Origin of the sequence: Natronomonas gomsonensis (genome assembly GCF_024300825.1) — an archaeon.
Lineage (GTDB): Archaea > Halobacteriota > Halobacteria > Halobacteriales > Haloarculaceae > Natronomonas > Natronomonas gomsonensis.
Window position 1 is genome coordinate 2,930,765 of sequence record NZ_CP101323.1, and the last position, 20,051, is coordinate 2,950,815.

General features: G+C 60.6%; 21 protein-coding genes. 4 read left to right on the plus strand and 17 right to left on the minus strand.

All coding sequences use genetic code 11. The annotated features are described in order from the left end of the window. Positions 1–46 precede the first annotated feature (46 nt). From NMP98_RS15560 to NMP98_RS15570, 3 genes are all read right to left on the minus strand, one after another. Positions 47–1,480 carry an NAD(P)(+) transhydrogenase (Re/Si-specific) subunit beta gene (locus NMP98_RS15560; protein ID WP_254858775.1) on the minus strand — a complete coding sequence of 478 codons (1,434 nt, stop codon included), beginning with the start codon at positions 1,478–1,480 and terminating at the stop codon, positions 47–49. A gap of 1 nt (position 1,481) precedes the next feature. Next, the gene (locus NMP98_RS15565) at positions 1,482–1,766 is read right to left on the minus strand and encodes an NAD(P) transhydrogenase subunit alpha part 2 (protein WP_254858776.1); all 285 of its coding nucleotides are present in this window, start codon (positions 1,764–1,766) and stop codon (positions 1,482–1,484) included. Between the two features lie 72 nt (positions 1,767–1,838). Beyond that, complete coding sequence (locus NMP98_RS15570) at positions 1,839–3,053, minus strand: Re/Si-specific NAD(P)(+) transhydrogenase subunit alpha (protein ID WP_254858777.1); 1,215 nt, start codon at positions 3,051–3,053, stop codon at positions 1,839–1,841. Between the two features lie 317 nt (positions 3,054–3,370). On the opposite strand from NMP98_RS15570, the gene NMP98_RS15575 reads away from it, so the two are divergent. After that, positions 3,371–4,138 carry a DUF7260 family protein gene (locus tag NMP98_RS15575; RefSeq protein WP_438269634.1) on the plus strand — a complete coding sequence of 256 codons (768 nt, stop codon included), beginning with the start codon at positions 3,371–3,373 and terminating at the stop codon, positions 4,136–4,138. A gap of 141 nt (positions 4,139–4,279) precedes the next feature. Here NMP98_RS15575 and NMP98_RS15580 read toward each other — a convergent pair whose 3' ends face one another. Both NMP98_RS15580 and NMP98_RS15585 read right to left on the minus strand, forming a co-directional pair. Next, positions 4,280–4,927 carry a nucleotidyltransferase family protein gene (locus NMP98_RS15580; protein ID WP_254858779.1) on the minus strand — a complete coding sequence of 216 codons (648 nt, stop codon included), beginning with the start codon at positions 4,925–4,927 and terminating at the stop codon, positions 4,280–4,282. Further along, positions 4,924–6,141, minus strand: a complete 1,218-nt coding sequence (locus NMP98_RS15585; protein WP_254858780.1) for a molybdopterin molybdotransferase MoeA — start codon at positions 6,139–6,141, stop codon at positions 4,924–4,926. The genes NMP98_RS15580 and NMP98_RS15585 overlap by 4 nt, the downstream gene beginning before the upstream one ends. A 106-nt stretch (positions 6,142–6,247) precedes the next feature. Between NMP98_RS15585 and NMP98_RS15590 the strand changes: the two genes are divergently transcribed. Continuing rightward, positions 6,248–6,568 carry a hypothetical protein gene (locus tag NMP98_RS15590; RefSeq protein ID WP_254858781.1) on the plus strand — a complete coding sequence of 107 codons (321 nt, stop codon included), beginning with the start codon at positions 6,248–6,250 and terminating at the stop codon, positions 6,566–6,568. A 55-nt stretch (positions 6,569–6,623) separates the two neighbouring features. Here NMP98_RS15590 and NMP98_RS15595 read toward each other — a convergent pair whose 3' ends face one another. From NMP98_RS15595 to NMP98_RS15605, 3 genes are all read right to left on the minus strand, one after another. Continuing rightward, on the minus strand, positions 6,624–7,097 hold the full coding sequence (locus NMP98_RS15595; protein WP_254858782.1) for a ferritin-like domain-containing protein: 474 nt from the start codon (positions 7,095–7,097) through the stop codon (positions 6,624–6,626). Then, a complete protein-coding gene (locus NMP98_RS15600; RefSeq protein WP_254858783.1) occupies positions 6,995–7,318 on the minus strand; it encodes a hypothetical protein in 324 nt (107 codons plus the stop codon). The genes NMP98_RS15595 and NMP98_RS15600 overlap by 103 nt, the downstream gene beginning before the upstream one ends. Positions 7,319–7,700: 382 nt before the next feature. After that, on the minus strand, positions 7,701–8,123 hold the full coding sequence (locus NMP98_RS15605; protein ID WP_254858784.1) for a hypothetical protein: 423 nt from the start codon (positions 8,121–8,123) through the stop codon (positions 7,701–7,703). A 99-nt stretch (positions 8,124–8,222) separates the two neighbouring features. On the opposite strand from NMP98_RS15605, the gene NMP98_RS15610 reads away from it, so the two are divergent. After that, on the plus strand, positions 8,223–10,550 hold the full coding sequence (locus NMP98_RS15610; protein WP_254858785.1) for a xanthine dehydrogenase family protein molybdopterin-binding subunit: 2,328 nt from the start codon (positions 8,223–8,225) through the stop codon (positions 10,548–10,550). Between the two features lie 85 nt (positions 10,551–10,635). Here NMP98_RS15610 and NMP98_RS15615 read toward each other — a convergent pair whose 3' ends face one another. The 4 genes from NMP98_RS15615 to NMP98_RS15630 form a co-directional block, all read right to left on the minus strand. Continuing rightward, complete coding sequence (locus NMP98_RS15615; protein ID WP_254858786.1) at positions 10,636–11,049, minus strand: VOC family protein; 414 nt, start codon at positions 11,047–11,049, stop codon at positions 10,636–10,638. 10 nt (positions 11,050–11,059) lie between these two features. Beyond that, positions 11,060–11,887 (minus strand): SDR family oxidoreductase, encoded by an 828-nt coding sequence (locus NMP98_RS15620; protein ID WP_254858787.1) that lies wholly within the window; start codon positions 11,885–11,887, stop codon positions 11,060–11,062. Between the two features lie 170 nt (positions 11,888–12,057). After that, positions 12,058–12,576, minus strand: a complete 519-nt coding sequence (locus NMP98_RS15625; protein WP_254858788.1) for a (2Fe-2S)-binding protein — start codon at positions 12,574–12,576, stop codon at positions 12,058–12,060. Then, entirely contained in the window at positions 12,573–13,454 is an 882-nt protein-coding gene (locus NMP98_RS15630; protein ID WP_254858789.1) for an FAD binding domain-containing protein, read from the minus strand. The genes NMP98_RS15625 and NMP98_RS15630 overlap by 4 nt, the downstream gene beginning before the upstream one ends. Positions 13,455–13,829: 375 nt before the next feature. On the opposite strand from NMP98_RS15630, the gene NMP98_RS15635 reads away from it, so the two are divergent. Beyond that, positions 13,830–16,226 (plus strand): xanthine dehydrogenase family protein molybdopterin-binding subunit, encoded by a 2,397-nt coding sequence (locus tag NMP98_RS15635; RefSeq protein ID WP_254858790.1) that lies wholly within the window; start codon positions 13,830–13,832, stop codon positions 16,224–16,226. A gap of 134 nt (positions 16,227–16,360) precedes the next feature. Here the strand turns inward: NMP98_RS15635 and NMP98_RS15640 are convergent, their stop codons facing one another. The 5 genes from NMP98_RS15640 to NMP98_RS15660 all read right to left on the minus strand — a co-directional run bounded on the left by NMP98_RS15640 (position 16,361) and on the right by NMP98_RS15660 (position 19,980). Beyond that, positions 16,361–16,843: an SRPBCC family protein gene (locus tag NMP98_RS15640; protein ID WP_254858791.1), complete on the minus strand. Its 483-nt coding sequence runs from the start codon at positions 16,841–16,843 to the stop codon at positions 16,361–16,363. Between the two features lie 155 nt (positions 16,844–16,998). Then, positions 16,999–17,808: a carbon-nitrogen hydrolase family protein gene (locus tag NMP98_RS15645; RefSeq protein ID WP_254858792.1), complete on the minus strand. Its 810-nt coding sequence runs from the start codon at positions 17,806–17,808 to the stop codon at positions 16,999–17,001. Positions 17,809–17,825: 17 nt separating this feature from the next. Beyond that, positions 17,826–18,470, minus strand: a complete 645-nt coding sequence (locus tag NMP98_RS15650) for a cyclase family protein (RefSeq protein ID WP_254858793.1) — start codon at positions 18,468–18,470, stop codon at positions 17,826–17,828. 131 nt (positions 18,471–18,601) lie between these two features. Further along, complete coding sequence (locus NMP98_RS15655) at positions 18,602–19,090, minus strand: (2Fe-2S)-binding protein (protein WP_254858794.1); 489 nt, start codon at positions 19,088–19,090, stop codon at positions 18,602–18,604. Further along, positions 19,087–19,980, minus strand: coding sequence for an FAD binding domain-containing protein (locus tag NMP98_RS15660; protein ID WP_254858795.1), 894 nt, complete (start codon positions 19,978–19,980; stop codon positions 19,087–19,089). Before NMP98_RS15660 ends, NMP98_RS15655 begins: the two co-directional genes overlap by 4 nt. Between the last annotated feature and the right edge of the window lie 71 nt (positions 19,981–20,051).

A 20,051-nucleotide genomic window follows, 5' to 3' on the forward strand; every position in this document is an offset into this window, starting at 1 on the left:
TCGAAAAGAAAATTCTTCCGTCTGCCTGAAAATTCAATCGACGAAATTAGCGGTTCTCCTTGTACTCGGCAACGACCTCCTGCATCGACTGCTTGCCGTCGCCGAACAGCATCACCGTATTATCCCGAGCGAACAGGGGATTCGGGATACCCGAGAAGCCAGGGCTGAGACTCCGCTTGTTGACGACGACGGTGCCGGCTTCGTAGACGTTCAACACTGGCATCCCGGAGATGGGGCTGCCATCGGCCTCGTTGGCCCGCGGATTCACAACGTCGTTCGCGCCGATGACGATAACGACGTCCGTCTGGGAGAACGTCGGATTAATTTCCTCGAGTTCTTTCATCTTGTCGTAGGGAACGTCCGCCTCGGCCAGCAGCACGTTCATGTGGCCGGGCATTCGGCCAGCGACGGGGTGAATGCCGAACTCCACCTCGACGCCGTCCTCATCGAGTAGCTCGGCGAATTCGGCGACAGCGTGCTGGGCCTGCGCGACTGCCATCCCGTAACCGGGCACGATGACGACGCGTTTGGCCGTATCGAGCAGCATCTCGAGTTCCTCTGGGGATGTCTCGGTGATGTTGCCCTCGTAGATGTCGTCCATCTCCTCCGAGGTGGCCTCCTCGCCGAAGCCGCCGAACAGCACATTGGCGAGCGACCGGTTCATCGACTCACACATGATGACCGTGAGGATCATCCCGGCAGCGCCCACGAGCGTCCCGGCGATAATCAGCGCGGTGTTGCTCAAGACGAAGCCGGTCCCTGCGGCGGCCAGCCCGGAGTAGGCGTTCAGCAACGCGATGACGACCGGCATGTCGGCGCCGCCGATCGAGATGACGAGCATCACGCCGAGAATCGACGCAGCGGCGATAAGTACCCAGAACGCCGGGACGACCGCCCCTTGGAGGACGCCCGCCAGCAGATCGGGCTGGATGACGATGTAGGCGCCTGCGAGGACGGCAACCCCGAGTAACAGGGCCTTGACGACGTGTTCGCCGGTGTAGCGGATCGCCGATCCGGAGATCAGGCCGTGGAGTTTCCCAGCGGCGACCATACTCCCGGTGAACGTGACGGCGCCGATAATCCCCGAGGCGGCGGCCGCGATGGCCAGGTCTCCCGGGAACGCCCCGGCAGTCGTCGTCTGAAACTCAATCAACTCTGCACCAGCGACGAGTGCAGAGGCACCGCCGCCGAAGCCGTTGAAGACGCCGACGAGTTGCGGCATTTCGGTCATCTCTACCTTAATTGCAAGGCCGGCACCAACGAGTCCGCCGACCGCAAGCCCGCCGATCAGCACTGCTGGCGAAAGAATCTCGAACCACAGCACTGTGGCGGTAACGGCGATTAGCATCCCGCCGGCCGATGTGAGGTTCCCCCGGACCGCGGTTCTGGGATGGGTCATGTCGCGGAGCCCCTGGATAAACAGGATTGCTGCCAGCAGGTAGATTAGCCGGAGAATCGATTCGGAGAACAACTCGACCATCCTACCGACCCCCTCCGTGGAAGTCCTCGAGCATGAAGTGGCTCACGAGGTAGCCGCCGACGACGTTGATGGTCGCCATGACGACCGCTAGGAACCCCAGTACCGTTGCCACTGTCGTGGAACCGGAGCCAGCGACCACGACCGCACCGACGAGCGTAATCCCCGTGATGGCGTTGGCTCCGGACATCAGGGGCGTGTGCAGCGTCGCCGGGATCTTCGTTATGACCGAGTAGCCGAGGAACGCCGCCAAGACGAACAGTGTCAGGTGGGTAATGATGTCGGCCACGGCTACGCACCTCCCTCCAGGCGGACCGCTACATCCGCGGACGCATCACCACTCTCTGACGCCGGTTTTCGGTTAATCTTCATCATCGACCTCCACGTCGGCGGCCTCCTCGCCAGAACCGTCGTTCTGGTCATCTTCGGACGCCTCGTCCGGATCGGGTCGCTCCGCCGGGTGAGTCCACTGCACCTCCCCGGCGTGGGTGAGCATTGTCGAGTCCACGATTTCGTCGTCGGTGTCGATCTCGCCGGTGTCATCGTCGTAAAGATTTTCCAGGAAGTTCGCGATGTTGTTGCTGTATAGCTGGCTGGCGTGGTGGGAGACGGTCGCGGGCAGATTCGTCGGCCCGTGAATCGTGACGCCATCGTGTTCGACCGTCTCGTCTGGAACGGTGAGTTCGCAATTCCCTCCCGTCGCGGCCGACAGGTCGATGATTACTGACCCGGAATCCATTCCTTCTACCATCTCGGTGGTCACCAACTCCGGGGCGGGCCTACCGGGGACAGCGGCGGTCGTGATGACGACGTCGGACTCTCCGACGACGCGGGTCAACTCCTTGCGCTGTTGTTCGAGGAACTCGTCGTCCATCTCCCGAGCGTACCCCTCTTCGTCGCCGGACCCCTCGGTCTCGAGGTCGAGTTCGACGAAGTCGGCACCGAGGCTCTCAACCTCCTGTTTGACCTCTAATCGGATGTCGTAGCCACGGACGGAGGCTCCGAGACGGTCGGCGGTTGCGATGGCCTGCAGCCCTGCAACACCGGCGCCGACGACGAACACCTCCGCTGGCTGGACGGTTCCGGCGGCAGTCATCTGCAGCGGGTACATCTTCGGAAGCGCCTCGGCGGCCACGATCGCCGACTTGTAGCCGCCGATACTCGCCTGAGAGGTCAGCGCGTCCATGCTCTGTGCCCGGCTGATTCGCGGGATGAGCTCCAAGGCGAGGGTGGTGACGCCGCGGTCGGCCAGATCCTCTAGCTCCTCATCAAGTTCATAGGGACCGAGCTGGCCGACGACGATCTGCCCCTCCGTGTAGGGGTCGACGTCGCCGGGGGTAGCCCCGAGCGCACGGACCTGCACCACGATGTCCGCGCGCTCAAAAACGGTCTCGCGGTCGTCGACGATTTCACAGCCGACCTCGCGGTAGTCGGCGTCGGACCAGTCAGAGCCTTCGCCGGCACCCGCGGCGACGCAGACCTCGTGTCCGTCTTCGATGAGGTCCTCGGCGACGGAGGGAACAAGCGCGACCCGCGTCTCATCTCCAGCGGTCTCCCAGGGAACTCCGATTATCACGCCCCATCACCCGGTAGGGGATTTCGATGGCAATAATCTGGAATCTGTGTTCCACACATGTTACTTACCGTATGTTTCATTCATCTTTGTTTTGAACATACATTTTCTCCATCGAGGAATGTTACCATATCAGACTTAAATATTTAGGTAGAGGCGATATTACTATGACATTGTCCGCTTATCAGATTCGAGCGAAACTGAGAACGAAACGTTTGGAAATACATCCGTGAGAGCTGTTGATATGACGGCAGATACTGTTAAGGAGTAGCATGACGATAAACTCCGAATAGGGCGGAGGCTATAGTAACATGGCCACTATGGAGCGAGGAAATAACATATTGAAGCAAGCAATCACACTTGTTAAAGAAGAACGCTCATCGATTAAGGCGGAGCAATGCGCCTTCAAGGCGTTCCGAGAGTCGGTCAGCCATGCCCAAACGACCACCGGAAACGGTGGAACACAGACCGGATGTCTCCTCGAAGCATACAAAGAGACGGTTATGTCGACACCGGACTTCGAGGCGGCCTACGATGAACCCGTTTCTGAAAGTCTCGAAGCCGAATTCACTCCTTCGATAGCGAATGCGCTCCAGGAAAACGAACCGGTAACACAGCGGTTCAAGCGTAATCTGCTAGTTACGACGACCGCGGCTATCGAATCGCGCACCAGATTCGTCCGGGTGCTGGAGGCCGAACACGAATCGATTCAAACCGTTCGGGAGGCGGTTCTAGACATCGAGGACACGCTTCAGGAACTGCCGGCCTGCTCGTTGCAATGTCTCCAGTTCGAGCGGTTCGTCGACATCTGGGAGACCTGCGAAGAGGCCGTTGAGCGATGCGACCGGCTCTCCGAACAGCGGCAACGCCACATCGCCGAGCGACGGACCATCGACGAACGCGCGAACATCGAGGCACACGCACTCAACGCCTACCTCTACGACGACCTTGAAACCCAATTTCCAGCGTTGCATGCCCTCGCGGAAACGCGACGACGTATCGAACGATGTCGTGGCGAGGCGACCGGACCGGCCAGCCACACACAAGACGGCAACTGCGACGGTGGCCTTGAGGCGTCGTCGAACTGAGGAAATCATCGCCGTCACCAAGGAGGTTACTGAGAACTACCGAAAGGCCAATCGCGTCGCCGACGCGAATGTGGTGATATCGACGAAGGTTAACCGATTCACGAGCAGGTCGCCGCCGTGGCTGAGTGTATGAGAAACTGACTATAGAAATTCATCTACATCGACCGGACGGTCGATGTCTTCTAGAACTCCCGGATTGCCAGTCTCGACCGCCCGCGCGCCAAAGCGTTCGGTCAGTAATCCCCGGCCGCCAACGTCGCCCTCGATATCCGCGAGTCGGTCAAAGAACCGCTCGTCGAATAGTACCGGATTGCCCCGTCGGCCGTCGCAAGCCGCAGCGAGGATATCCGCGACGCCGCGCTCATACGCTTCGAGCAGCAGGTTGATTGACGCGACATCGACGGCCGGCATGTCCCCCAACGCTACGAGCACCGCGTCGGCGTCGTGGTCCCGGGCCGCTACCACGCCGTCGCGGACGGAAGTGCTCTGTCCCGCCTCGTAGTCGGAGTTCTCCCGAATCTCAACGGGCAAGTCGTTGAGCGCGTCTCGAACGCAGTCACCTTCGTAACCGACGATGACCGTCACGCCGTCGAGGGAACTGCCGACCAGTGTCTTCGCCGCGTGACGGACGAGCGGCGCACCGTCGATGTCGGTGAGCAGTTTGTTGCTCTCGCCGTACCGGGTGCTCTTGCCGGCCGCGAGCACCACCCCCCAGGTTCGCTTGTCTGCACGTTCGCTGGTCTCCCGGATGGACTCGATCGAGACGGTGGGGAGGTCTTCGGGGGTCATTCGAGGACTGGGTAAGGGACTACGCTGACCGTTTCACCCGCCGATAGCGACGACTCGGTGAGGATGAACCCGTCGGCCCTGGTTGCCCGCGTCGTCGACGACAGGACGCTCGGGTCGAACTGGTGGTTGTACACGTGGAGCCGGGAGTCGGCGTGACCAAGGGGGACCGCTGTGTCGCCATCAAAGACTACCGGAACGGCGTACTCGAACCCTTCAGGACCCAAGTCGACAGCCGATCCCATCGTCGCATCGACTGTCGGGAGGAACGACGACCCAGTGAAGAAGGGTCGCGCGACGAGCGTCGTGATTGTGTGCGCTCCCAACGGTTTCCCGGGAATCGCAAACGCTACCGTGTTCTCTTTCTCTCCCACCGTTGCGGCAGCGATTGGTTTCCCCGGGCGGACACGCACCCGGTGGAAGTGGACGGTACCGAGGTTGGCCAGCGCGCGGATTACGTAGTCCTTATGACCGACGCTTGTTCCCCCCGTTGTGAGGACGACATCGTGTCCGTCGGCCAAGTCAGCGATGGCCGCTTCGACCGCTTCGTAGTCGTCCGGTACGGTCCCCTCATAGGTCGGCTCGTGGCCCCACGACCGAACCAGAGCCGCGAGCATAGCGGAGTCGAGATCATCGCGCCGTCCCTCGTGAATCTCAGTGCCCGTCGCGAGAATCCCGACTGAGAACCGCTCGGCGACGGACACTTCGTCGTACCCCAGGTCGCCGAGCAAAATCGCGTCTTTTGCCGAGAGCCGTTCGCCCGCCTCAAAGAGCCTCTCGCCCGCCCTAACATTGCTCCCACGGGCATAGGTGTACGTCCCTGGCTCTATTCTGGGTCCGTCAAGCTGTCCATCCTCGACTGTCGATTCCTCTCGTTTAAGCACCGCGTTCGCCGCCTCCGGGAGTGGTGCACCGGTCGCAATCTCGACAGTCTGACCATCGTCCAAAGACGGTGGTTCGTCCTCAGGGAATACCTCTTCGTCGACGATCGAGAGCGGGTATTCGTCGCTTGCGTTGACGGCATATCCGTCCATCGTCGCGTAGTCGGTCGCCGGAATGTCCTGTTCTGCGACGATCGATGTCGCGAGGACACGTCCCGAGATATCGCCGATTCCAACCGGTTCGGACTCGGTCCGGGTGAGTGCCGACCGACGGAGTTTGAGGACCGTTTCGACGGCCGCCGACCGCCAGACCATGTCCTCGTGTTCGTGACCCATACCCAATCGAACGGATAGGTGGCTCAAAAGGGTTGTCGTCACTGATACAACCCTGACCGCGACATGAACCCATGGATTTTTGATGGCGGATGACTATCGGTAACACATGTCTGACAGAGACCAACAAGCGGCAGGCTCGGAAGCGGCCGACGAAGACTACGTGTTCGACCCGACGGAGACGACGCTGAAACTCTCCGGGCGGCACGATGTCTCGAAGTTCGACGTCAAAGACATGGAGAAGATGGACCTCGCGACGGTGGAGACCGAAGAGCGCGACGGGGAGACGGTCGTCACCGAGTGTACGTTTAATATGACCGCGCTGGCGTCCGTCATCGGCGAACTCGACGTCGTCGAGCGCAAGATGGGCGACGACTGGCGAGAGACCAGTTGGAACCCACGGGTCCGGCTGAAGTACCTCGACGCCTGAACGCTGTATGCGTTATCCGTTCCTGAAACCTCGATAAAAGCCAGTCAGCGTCGGCTCAGTCGCCGGCGGCCTGCGAGAATTCGTCGGGACGGGACATGGAGTCCATCTGCTTGCCGTGGAATTCGTAGGCGGCCTCGAATTTTGCGTCAACGATTTCCCAAACTCGTTCCTGGGTTGCGTCGTCGGTCGCGAAGCGCGCGAGCATCTTCTTGCCGAGATTGATGTGGTTTCCCTCATCGATTTTGGCTTTGTGAATCACGTCCTTGGTTCGGGGGTCGACGATGTCTTTCTCCATGATCGCCTTGAACGCCTCGGCCAGCGCTGGCTCGCCGGCGCAGTTCAGGGCGGTAATGATTTCGATTGGCTCGTCCCAGTCGGCGGTTCGCTCGAGCAGGAACAGGTCCTCGTCTGTCGGCTTGTAGTGGATTACGTTCGGGTCCCCACCCAACTCCTCGACCCGACGGGAGAAGAGCTTCGAGTGTTTGACCTCGTCACGAATCTGGTCCCCCAGGCCAAGCATGATGTCCATGTTTCGACGTCGATTTCGTAAGCACCGTCGTACATCATCGACATGACGCGCATCGGTGGGATGACGCCCAAGTAGAACTCCGACCACATGAACCCCTTGAGCATTGGGATGAGGTCGTCACCGGTAATCGTGTCGTCGGCGTCGAACACCTTCTCCGCGAGTTCCTTCCCGCGGCGGTTGGACTCCGCTATCACTTCCTTGGCGAATTCGTCGCTGTCCATAGCCATAACGGCCGATACACGGTTACGAACGCACTTATCGTTTGTGGTGCGTTATCATGGGTGTGGGTAGCATCGCCGGTGACGCGATAGCCGTGCTTCCGGAGTTGAACCTGTTGTTGCTTATCGCACCGACGCTAAGGAATGCATCTCGCCCCACGGTGGAGAGCATGTACGCGAGCACGATTATCGTCCCTGTTCGTAGGACAAGAAGACCGACTCCTCAGGCGTCACGGGGAGGGGGAACATGGTCGCCAGCATTGCTCATAAGGCGTATGCGACTTTCTCAAGGAAAGATTCAGTAGCACCAGCAAACTCGTTATAAATCGATTAGTTCGTCGACTGAAACTGATGTGTCATCTCAGTATGTCACCTGTGGTTCGGCTCAGTCGAACTGATCGTCGGCCCACTCGGCCTCGGCTTCGGTGAGTTCGCCCGATTCGACCCACTCCTCTAGGTGGGGGACGATTGCGAGGTCGTGTTCCGGACTCTCCTCGGTGATTTGGACCCACTCGGGCTCATCGATGAGTTGGAGGTAGTAGAACTCCGTGTAGACGTCGCTCTCCCGGTAGCCGTACCTGATTGCGTCAGGTCGGCTCCGGACGATGACGCTCCGGCCGTAGTGGACATCGACGAGGATGGGCCGCTCGCCGCCGGCCAGCGCCAGCGGCGGTGTACGTCCCGACTCGTCCGGCCGCTGGACGAGAAATGAGTCCTCGTTGAGCCGTTCGATTCGTGCATCCCCCCAGTCCTCGGGCGGTGTAATCGAGGGCGTTGAGGTGTCACTGCGCTTGGGATCCTGTGACATGCTATTCGTGATGTTGGTATCATTGGTAATATGTGTTCGGGGGCGCGAAGAACTTGGACTGTCGGTAGGTATAAGCAACAGGCTTGACTTGCTGTTGGTATGGGTCAGCAAGAACCAGTCGAACGACCGGCGGATACCGCCCAGGACGCGCCGGACGGACCCGTCGGTGAACGGGAGGTCCGCGTCGACGCCCTCGGAAAGGTAACCGGGGACGCAGAGTACACGGGTGACATTCCATTCGATGACTTGGCACACGGCCATCTCGTGCGGAGCACCGTAGCGCACGGCCGCATCGAGTCGATCGATGCCGACGATGCGCTCGCACTCGAAGGCGTAATCGACATCATCTTCGCCGACCAGATTCCCGGCGAGAAAAAAATCGGCTCGATTGTCCCAGATCAGCCCCTTTTCAACGACAAAAAGGTCCGCTATCTGGGGGACCCTGTCGCCCTCGTCGTTGCGGAGGACGAGTCGACCGCCCGGGAAGCCGCCGACAAAGTCAATATCGAGTACGACCGGCTACCGAAGGCACTCGACGCCGAGGAAGCGTTGGCCGAGGATGCGGAACCGATTCACGAGTCCGGGAACCTGATCGACGAGTACGAGTACACTCGCGGCGACCCCGAGGCCGCTTTTGAAGAAGCCGACGTAGTCGTCGAGGAGTCGTACCAAAGTTCGATGATTGACCACGTGCCCCTCGAACCGGAGGCCTCGACAGCCAAGCGGTGTTACGACGACACTGTCGAGGTATGGGCGAGCACGCAGCACCCCCACGGCGACCGTCAGAGTATCGCGCGCGTCCTTGACCTCCCTGAACGGGACATCGAGGTGCATCGTCCGGCGGTCGGTGGCGGGTTCGGCTCGAAACTCGAGCACAACCAGCCATGCTACGCTGCGGTGGCTGCTTGGGTGACCGAGCGCCCAGTCCGAGTCAAATACAAGCGCGACGACGAGTTCCGCGGGACGGTCAAGCGGAACACGCTCACACTCGACTACCGCATCGCTGCTGATGAGGATGGTTCGTTGCGGGCGATTGAGGCCGACGTTACCGTCGACGGTGGCTCGTACGTCTCATTCTCCAGTGGTGTCGCGGTGCGTTCGTTGGTCCACTGCACCGGCCCGTACTATGTCGACGCGGTTGAGGCCAGCGGACGGGCGGTCTACACGAACAAGCCTTGGGGCGGTGCTATGCGATCCTTCGACATGTTCCAGACGACCTTTGCTATCGAGTCCACGCTGGACGTGCTAGCCGACGAACTCGATATTAGCCCGGGTGACCTCCGGGAATTGAACGCCTTTGACGGCTCCGAACCTGCTTCGACGACGGGCCAGGAAATCGAGGCAGCAGGGCTGCCCGAGACCATCGCGGATGTCCGGGCCGCCCTCGACGAACTCGACGTCGAACAGCCCGACGACCCAGCCAAGCGCCGCGGCGTCGGTCTGGCGTCGATGTGGTATGGATGCGGCGAGACCGGGCACCATCACCCCTCGAGCGCGTTCTGTGAAGTCCACTCGGACGGTTCCGTTACCGTGCAGTGTGCCGCCGCGGAGATCGGGCAGGGATCGGACACTGCGCTCACCCAAATCGCGGCGGAGACCTTGGGACTCGACACCGAAGATGTGAAACTCGTCACTGACAGCACGGTCGCGCCCAACGCCAACGAGACCTCCGCCAGCAGGCAGACGTTCGTCTCCGGAAACGCGGTCCGCCTGGCGGCCGAGGACGCCCTTGGGACAATTTTCGAGAAGGCGGCTGAGGTCTTCGAGGAGCAATTCGATGCATCGGTCTCGCCCGCGGACTTGCGCGCGACCGACGGTGAAATCGTTGCTCCAGCGGTTGACGAGACCATCTCCTTTGAGAAGGCGGTGCTTGCCTGCAACAATGACGGCCTGCTCCTCACCGGGACGGCCGCGTATACGCCCCTGTTTGACTTCGACATCGAGACCTTCGAGGGTGCCCCCTACCCGACCTTCTCTTTCGCCACGCACGGTGTGGTCGTCGAGGTGGACGTCGAGACCGGTGTCGTCGAGGTCGAGCGCATCGTCGCCTCTCACGATGTCGGAACGGCAATCAACCCGGCTATGGTCGAAGGACAAATCGAGGGCGGTGCGGTGATGGGCATGGGCCACACGCTCATGGAGGAGGTCGAACTCGACAGCCAGGGTCAGATTCTCAATGCCTCGCTCATGGACTATCACATCCCTCAGAGCCGCCAGACACCCAAAATCGACACCCATCTCGTCGAGTCGGCGGCCGACGACGACGGCCCCTTCGGTGCAAAGGGCGTTGGCGAATCCGCGTTGATTCCCATCGGGCCGGCTATCGCAAACGCCGTGGCCGACGCCACCGACGCACGCATCACCGAACTGCCCCTAAAACCAGAGCGCGTCGTCCGTTCACTTCCACGGGACCTAATCTACCAGTAGGCCGCCCTTTCGACGACTTTTTTACCGCTTTGAGACGTGACCTCTCTGACTTCGACTGATCTAACGAAATAATTTCGAGCGTCGGTTAGACGTGCTCGACCAGTTCGACCTGGAACCCGGCGGTGTGGCGTTCCTCAAGGAAGATGATACGGGTCCCGCCCGCACCGGGCATCGGATCGTCGCTTTGGAATGTGAAGCCGTCCTCACGGAGGGCCTCGACGGCCGCGTCGACGTCGGCGACTCGGTACGCCATGTGTTGATAGCCTGGTCCGTGACGTTCAAGAAACGTCTTGACGTTCCCGGGACCAGTCGGTTCGAGGAATTCCAGATAGACGCCATCGAAGTCGAGGAAGACAGCGCGGATGTCGTACTCCGGCAGGTGCTCGTCGATGACTACCTCCTTGCCGAGGCGCTCGTAGAACGCGGTCGCCGCGTCGGCATCCCAGACGGGGGCACCGACGTGGTCGATGCCCTGTAACCTGATCTCGTCGTCACTCATTCGGAGCAGATTAGTCCAGGTTCTCGCTCGCGGCGCGGATCGTATCGAACTCGAGGAGAGCCTTCTCTTGGCCGCCGTCGACGTCGATGACGCCGCCGTTTACGAAGCTGGCCTGTTCGGAGGCCAGGAACGTCACGACGTTTGCGACCTCCTGTGGCTCACAGATACGACCGAGCGGGATGGAGTTTTCAGCGACCTCCATCGCTTGGTCGAAGGTCAGGCCCTGCTCCTCGGCCATAATCTCGACGAGGTAGTCCCAGCGGCCGGTCGCGACTGGACCGGGATTGACGGCATTGACGCGGACGCCCTCGCGGCCGTACTGCTTTGCCAGCGCTTCAGTCATGTTGATGTCGCCGGCGTTGGCCGCACCGGGCGCTAGCTCGCCGGGGCTGGGTTTCGTCCCATCGTTGCCGACTAGGTTAACCAGCACTCCCTCGCTCTCGACGAGGTGGGGCATCGCTTCGGTCGCCCCGCGGACATGCCCCATCAGCTTCAGGTCAAGCGCCTTATACCAGTCGTCCTCATCAAGGTTCTCGAGCAGGCCACCGGGCGCGCTGCCGGCGTTATTGACGAAGATGTCGATTCCCCCGTAGTGGTCCGCAACCGAATCGACGAACGCCGCCACGTCGTCACGCTCGGTGAAGTCGGCTGTCTTCGCGAAACACTCGACGCCGTGTTCGGCCTCGATTTCCTCTGCAGCCTCCTCGAGCGGGCCTGCGCTCCGCGCACAGATCGCTAAGTCGGCACCTTCGCTCGCGAGCGTGTTCGCGATTGCGTTGCCGATCCCTTTACTCCCGCCCGTCACGACTGCAACTTTGCCAGTGATGCCTAGATCCATTGTGTTACCTCGACCGAGGCAACACGCTAGTACTACAAAAATGTATGGTATAATACCAAATACTGAATATTTGAGATACCGATCAAAAGGGTCTCTGTGGGACAGAATCGACTGTTCGACCTTTGCAATGACGAGACATTGTTAGGTCTCAGGGCGGGTTGCGGCGCGTTCTAGTCGTCGCTCGTCGCAGTGTCGGCGTCCGGGTCGAGCGAGGTATCCTCGATTCGGTCGGCAGCGCCCAGCACCGCATCGTAAATCTTAGCGTACCCGGTACAGCGACAGAGGTTGCCCTTGATACCGTGCTGGATTTCTTCGCGGGTCGGATCTGGGTTCTCCTCGAGTAAAGCGACGGACATCATCGCAATGCCGGGGGTACAGTAGCCACACTGCATTCCGAACTCGTCGACGAACCCCTGTTGGACGGGGTGGAGATCCTCGCCTTCCTCGGCCCGGTCTGCGAGCCCCTCGATGGTCAGCACGTCCGTACCCTCGGCTTGGCCGGCGAGACGCTGACAGGACTTAGTCGCCTTTCCGTCGACGATTACCGTACAAGCGCCGCACTTGCCCGTCTCGCAACCGCGTTTCGTTCCCTTGAGTTCGAGTTCCTCACGCAGGAGCTTCGATAGCGGCACCGTTGGGTCGACCTCGACCTCCTTTTCCTCGCCATTGACGGTGAGCGTAACGGTCATTCCGCCCCCTCCGTGGCCCGCTCGGCGGCGGTCCGAAGCACCTTCTCGGTCAGGCGCTCAGCTAGACGGTTCTTGTACTCAACGGAGGCGTGCTCTTCGCCCACCGGTTCGGTGAAATCATCGACGTGTTCTGCGACTGCGCGCTGACGGTCGGCATCGTGGACTGACGAACCCACGAGGGCTGCTTCCATCTTCTCCATCCGGAGTGGCGTCGGACCCATACAGCCGACGACGATGCGGGCCTCCGTTATTTCGGTTCCGTCAACGGACAGCCGCGCGGCGACGTTAACGAGCGACATATCACCCTTCCGCCAAGCGAACTTTTCGAAGGCGACGCCGGTCCCCGCAGGCGGGCGGGGAATCCGGATGCCGGTGACTAGTTGGTCGGGGTCGAGGACAGTAACATACTCGCCGAGATAGAATTCTTCGAGGGGGACGTACTCGGTGGTCTCACCGTCCGAGCACTCAACCTCGGCATCCATCGCAATCATCGTGGGCGGATAGTCCAGCGACGGGTCGGCGTGGGCAATCGAGCCGCCTACAGTCCCCCAGTTTCGGACTTGGCGGTCGCCGATCTCTTTAGCTGTCTCGATTAATGCGCTCCAAGGCGTCTCCTTGAGATCGCTCTCGATTAGCTCGCGGTGGGTCGCCAGGCCACCGAGGTAGAGGCTGTCGCCATCGGGGTTAATTTCGTTGTGACCGTCGATTGCCGAGACATCGACGATCATGTCCTTGTCGATTATACCTTGCCGGAGGAGCGGCATCAAGCTCTGTCCGCCGGCGATGATGGCGGCGTCGTGTTCGCGAAGGAGCGTGGCTGCCTCGGCGAACGAATCCGCCCTGCAAAAGCCGCTGTCGTTGCGCTGCTCTATCGCCATGATAAGAAAACATTCCCGGCCCCGCATCATAAATGTATGTGCTGTGGTGTACCGTCTCTCACCATCTGCAGTTCACCGCGCGCAGGGAGACGAACCATGGGGTGACCACGGTGTAGCCGATTATACACCGTGCCAGCGGCGTATGACCACGCTAGGCTGAGATTTCGTCACTGTACCGTCGGCGCCTTCTGAGGTGGGTGGCGACTCCCGACAGAACATGGTTACAACCAGTACGGCGACGAATACGGCGGTTAGCGACCCATTGATACACCTCGTTTTGTATTGAGATACACCTGTGCTGTTGCATCCGATTCCTCTGTGTCTCTAACAGCGAGACGAAAATATATATGCGACACCTCGCAATAGACGCATGGTATGAGTAAGCACGAAACCGTCTCTGAGGAGACGGTCGAGCAGGAACCCGACGAGGAAACCGATGTCGTCGGGTCCTCTGAAGAGCGCCTTGACGCCGTGAGCAAGATCATCGGCGAGGCCGAGTACACGTACGACATCGAGAAGCCACGGATGTTGCACGTCGAACTCGTCCACAGTAAGCACGCACACGCGAAAATTCTGGATATAGACACGAGCAGCGCCGAAGCGATGACTGGCGTCGCGGCTGTCATCACCGGGGAGGACGTTCCGGACAACCGGTTCGGCTCGGGAATCGACGACGAGTACATTCTCCCGAAGCAAAAGGTCAGGTTCGTGGGAGAACCGGTGGCGGCCGTCGCCGCTGAAACTGAGGAGATTGCCCGCAAGGCTACGGACGCCGTTGAGGTCGAGTATGAACCTCTCGATGCAGTCTTCGACACACGCGAGGCGCTCAAAAAGGACCCACCCGCTGTTGTCCACGATGACCTACACGAGTACGATACCAGTGACGTGCTCGAACCGCGCCTCGACCCCGATCGGCCGAATCTCTACGCCAACCATCGCATTCGGACCGGTGACATCGAAGCCGGCTTCGAGGAGGCCGACCACGTGTATGAGGGTTCCTTCGACACGGACATGATGCATCACGTCCAGATGGAGCCCCACGTCAGCGTCGCCGAGTGGACACCCGAGGACGAACTGAAGGTGTGGACTTCCACCAACACGACCTACCGGGTGAAGAACATGCTCGCGGCAGCCTTCGACGTGCCATCCTCGTCGGTCAATCTCGAGGTTCCCTACGTCGGTGGGAGCTTTGGCGGCAAGGAGGGTGTCACTGAACCGCTTGCGGCCGCGGTCGCCCAGCACACTGACTACCGGCCCGTCAAGTTGGCCTTCACGCGTCAGGACCAGTTCATCGAGGGAACCTACCGGACGCCGTTCGAGACGGACCTGAAGATTGGCGTCACCGACGATCAAAAAATCACTGGGCTCAAGATCGAGACCTACCTCGGCGGCGGCGCCTACGCCGGAACCGGCTTCTTGGTTACTCGAAATTGTGGGTTCGCCGCTGTCGGAACCTACGACATCCCGAACCTGAAGTTCGACTCCTACGGCGTCTATACGAACCTTCCCATCGCCGGTTCCTTCCGTGGCTTCGGGAACTCACAACTCATCTTCGCTATCGAGTCCCTAATCGAGGACATCGTCATGGACCAAGGCTGGGACCCGACCGCCTTCCGTGAGCGGAACACGATGGAGGAAGGTGACGAGAACCCGGCCGGTGAGGTGATGAAGAGCATGGGGGCAAAGGAGTGTCTGGACCGCGCGGCGAAGGCCATCGATATGGACAATCGCGAACGCGAAGCCGAGGACGACGAGTGGCTCCGCGGCGTCGGCCTCGCGCAGGGAAGCAAGTACAGCATGGCCCCGACCGCCTCCAGCGCGTTCGTGAAGGTCCACGGCGACGGCAAGATCGAGGTGCGAACCACGGCGGAGGAAATCGGCACCGGGTCGATGACAGTCCTCGCCCAGATCGCCGCCGAGGAGTTCGGCGTCGACTTGGACGACGTGCGCGTCCTCCGTGGGAACACGGAGGTCACGCCCTACGACGACGGATCGATTTCCAGCCGGCTGACGTTCAACACTGGCAATGCCGTCCGGAAGGCCTGCCACGACGCCAAAGAACAGCTGTACCAGCACGCCGCCGCGAAGTTCGACGTTGAACCGGAGGACCTCGCGACCGACGACGGTGAGGTGTACGTTCAGGGCGAAGGCGATGGCCAGCGGATGCCTTTCGCAGACCTGTTCGAGCCGACCGTATTCGCCGGCGGTGGGTTCCTGAAGGAAGGCGGTGAGATCTTGGGGAAAGCGACGTGGCACTCACCGGTGAAGAACGTCGACCCCGAAACGGGACGGGGAGACCGCTTGACGGCGTTCTACACGCACGGGGCGCAGGCTTGTGACCTCGAGATCAACAAGTACACCGGCGAAGTCCGATTCAACAAGTTCGTCTCAGTGTACGACGTCGGCAACGCGATCAACCCGAAGATGGTCGAGGGCCAACTCGAGGGCGGCATCAGCATGGGCATCGGCTCCACGCTATACGAGGCGCTTACCCACGACAACGGCCGCATCGACAACGCAAACCTGCTGGACTACAAGGTTCCGTTCTCGACGGAACACCCGCTGAACATCGAGACACAGATCGTTGAATCGGCCCACGAGGACGGTCCGTACGGCGCGAAGGGAGTTGGCGAGGCGGTCTTAATCCCCAGTGCCGCTGCAATCGGGAATGCAGTCAAAGACGCGACTGGCGGCCGGATGGGGAAGATTCCCTTTACACCGGAAATGCTACTGGATGCGGTCGAAAAAGGTCCCGACTACGGATCCGAGTGATGTCGCGGTTGTCGAATCGCTGCTGAACGGATTCGCGTTCGCGTTCTTCTTCGTTTCGGGCCGTGGTCGCTTGCCTTTCGGTTCCGAAGGTGTCGATCCCTTACGTCAGCGTTGCATCGGTCAGTCCGAACGTCTTAGCCGAGGAGGCCACCGGACTCTTCGGTTTCGACTTCACCGAGTTCACCCTTGAAGTTGTCAATGGCCTTGTTCGTCTGGCGCATACCGACGCTCTTGACGATTCGGCTGCCCATGTTCATGATGCGGCCGGTGACGTCGACGTGGTTCTCCCATTTGATGTCGGTCACATTCGGGTCGTCTCCCTCAGACATGCGGACCGTGACGTTGGATTCCATCCGACTGTCGCCCTCCTTGGCGTTGCCGGTAAGGCGGAACTTCAGCAGTTCTTCTTCGATTTCCTCGGTGATTTCGGCGTTCACGTCGAAGGTCACCGAGATATGTGACACCGAGACTCCAATCTCGGCGGTGTAGTGCGTGTCGTCGATAACTTTGATGTCTTGGCAGTTGGGAATGACTGTTCCGATCTGCTCGGGGTCCTGCAAAAAGGCCCAAGTCTCCGACGGACTGCTCGTGACACTAAATTCTCCTTCGAATTCCATGCAAGTGTTCACACACGAACAACCGACTTAATTCTTCTCCCGATCGCTACCCGACGAATCGGAATACACCGCCAACACCTATGAGATTTAACAATAGCACACGGGCTTAGGGCGTGGGATAGTGTCGAATCCCTTAACAAAACGCCGCCCCCCAATCAGATTGACTCGAGGTCTGGTAGTAATTCGCGCCTGATATCGTTTAGGTGTTTCGTCGTGCGCCTAACATTGGTAACCTTTGACGGGGAGATATCGGTGGTGAGGGTGTCGGGTTCGGTGCCGAGGGTGCCGAGTTCCTCGCCGCGGGGGTCGATTACGGTAGAGGCCCCGAAGTGGGTCTGGCCCCCCTCGGTGCCCGCGCGGTTGACACCGACCACGTAGACGGAGCTCGAGACGGCAATGCCGGTGAGTTCTTTCACCCACACTTCGTCGCGATTCTCCTCACCGAAACTGCAGGTCGGCACGAAGACCACGTCGGCCCCACGGAGCGCCTGGACGCGGGCGATCTCGGGAAAGTGGCGGTCGAAGCAAATCATAACGCCGATTGTGAGACCACCAACGTCGAACACCGGCGCCCCCAAGTCACCGGGTGAGAAGTAGTAGGTCTCGTTGTAGCCGGGGCGCTGGAAGGGGTGGAGTTTGCGGTACTTGCCCGTAAGCTCTCCCCCGTCGTCGATTATCAGCGCCGTGTTGTAGTTGCGGCCGCCCGGGTATCCCTCTTCGAACACCGGTGCGACGATAGCGGTGTCGAGGTCAGCTGCGGTTTCCCGGATTCGGTCCACGAATTCGCTGTCGTCGCGGACGGCAAGCTCGAAATTGTCCGGGTCCTGCTCGGCCGGGAAGTATGGCGTGGCGAAGTACTCGGGAAGACAGGCCACGTCCGCGTCGGCCGCAGTCTCCCGCAACTCGTCTATCGCGCGCTCGAGATTCTCCTCCGGCGAGGCGTCCGGACCGGCCTCGAACTGCACAGCGGCGATGGTCGGGCTCATTTGTCGCGGATCACGAAGACCCGTGCTGGCGCACCGTCGCCGTTGGCCAGTCGCATCGGGACAACGTACGTAGTGAACTCGTCGGGTAGTCCGTCGCAGTTGACCACGTTCTCAACGATGACCTTGTCGGCCTCGAGCAGAGTGTAGTGGTTCCGATACCCCTCGTCGCCGGGGTCGATCGCCGCGTCGGTAATCAGACCGCGCGCGCCGCGCTCAACGACGTACTCCGCGATCCCCTCCGAGTAGTAGGGGTTATCGCCGTAGAACGACTGCGTCCCTTCGTGTTCGTCGCTCCAGCCCGTGTGGACGAAGAGGAACTCTCCTTCTTCGAGTGGGCTGGACAGGCGCTCTTTCACCTGATCGAGCGTAATCTCCGTGTTGGGTTCGGCAACGTCGCGCACGTCGGCGCGTTTCGTGGGTCGAATCGTCTCCGTCAGCTCGATGTCACCGATTCTTCGGCCGTCGGCATCGAAGTGGTACGGGGCGTCCATGTGTGTGCCGATGTGAGTCGTGGTGGCCATGAAGTCGCTCTCGTAGTCCGATTCTTCGTGTCGGACGACCCGACCTTGCCGGAACGTCGGCAGCTTCGGTGGGACGCTCGTCTCTTCGTCGACGCGGATAGATAGGTCTTGAATCTCCATCTCCGACTCGACGTGGTTGAGCGAGATATAAATAGATTCCCACCAGACGCGATCGATTTCGGATATCCGGCACACACGACAAGTACGGCCATCCGGTCGTCGCTTGAGCGACAGGGAGTCTACCGAGCTCGTCAGCCTTCGTACTCTTCGGCCGCGTGCTCGACGGCGTCGAAGATTTTGGTGTAGCCGGTGCAGCGACAGAGGTTCCCCTTGAGGTATTGTTTGATTTCCTCGCGGGTTGGGTCTGGGTTCTCCTCAAGTAGCGCCACGGTGGAGACAACGAAGCCGGGCGTGCAGTAGCCACACTGCATCCCGAACTCCTCGATGAATCCCTCTTGGACGGGGTGAAGGTCCACGCCGTCTCCATTGTGGTCCGCCAAGCCCTCAACCGTCGTAACCTCCTTACCGTCGGCTTGGTGGGCCGGAATCAGACAGGACTTGACCGGCGTACCGTCGACGAGGGTCATGCAGGAGCCGCACTCGCCGACCTCGCAGGCCTCCTTGGTCCCGGTCAGTTCGAGTTCGTTCCGGATGGCGTCCCGAAGCGGAACGCCGGGTTCAACCGAGAACGTCTGTTCTTCGCCGTTCAACTCGACCGTAATGTTGTCGATCGTGCTCATTGTGCTGGCTCCGTGAGAGGGGGTGCATCAGACCGTCGTAGAGCGGTGGTAATCGCACGCTTAGTCATGACCCTGAATAGGTGTTTCCGGTACTCAACGTCGTCATCCACATCGTCGATCAGTTCGAGGTCCTCGACGATTGCCATTGCGACCTCGTCAACGGTTTCCCGGTCGATTCGGTCGCCGACCAACTGCGATTCGATTTCCTCTGGGACGCGCTTCGGGACCGGTGCACCGGCGCAGTAGGCGAGTTGAGCGTCAGTGCACGTCTCACCATCGTCCGCGTCGGGGACTATCAACGCGGCGACACCGGCCGTCGACCAGCCGCCGGGGGCCTCGGTGTCGCTCGCGTACGCACCTCCTGCCCGTGCGGGCGGTCGCTCGAACTTGATTCCGGTGACGATCTCGTGGGGTTCGAGTTCCGTCAGGTAGTAATCAAGGAAGAACTCCGAGAGGTCGTGGTGGCGGGTCTCGTCCCCATCAAAGCTGACTGCCTTGGCATCAAGACACTGGAGCGCCGGAGGCAGGTCTTGGGCCGGGTCGGCGTGAGAGACACCGCCACCGATCGTCCCTGCGTTGCGCACCGGCACGTCGCCAATCGCCTTCACGGCGTCACTGAGCAGGTCGAGGTCAGCACAAATCTCGGTCTCGAGCAACTCGGAGTAAGTCACGAGCGCGCCGATTTCGACGGTTCCATCGGTTACCGTCACCGCGTCTAGGTCGGGTATCTCGGTGATGTCTACGAGCGCGTCAGGGGAGATGAGCCCCTGCCGTAGCAGGGGCATCATGCTCTGGCCGCCGGCGACTATCTTTGCCTCGTCGGCCTCCTTCAGACGGTCCACCGCGTCGGCGAGCGAACCGGGTTGGTAATACTGCACGGAATCACCCATGCGTTGGAGTCTCAATACTGCAAGGTAAATGTACCGGATACCCCAATCATGCCGGATTACAGTCCCATTAC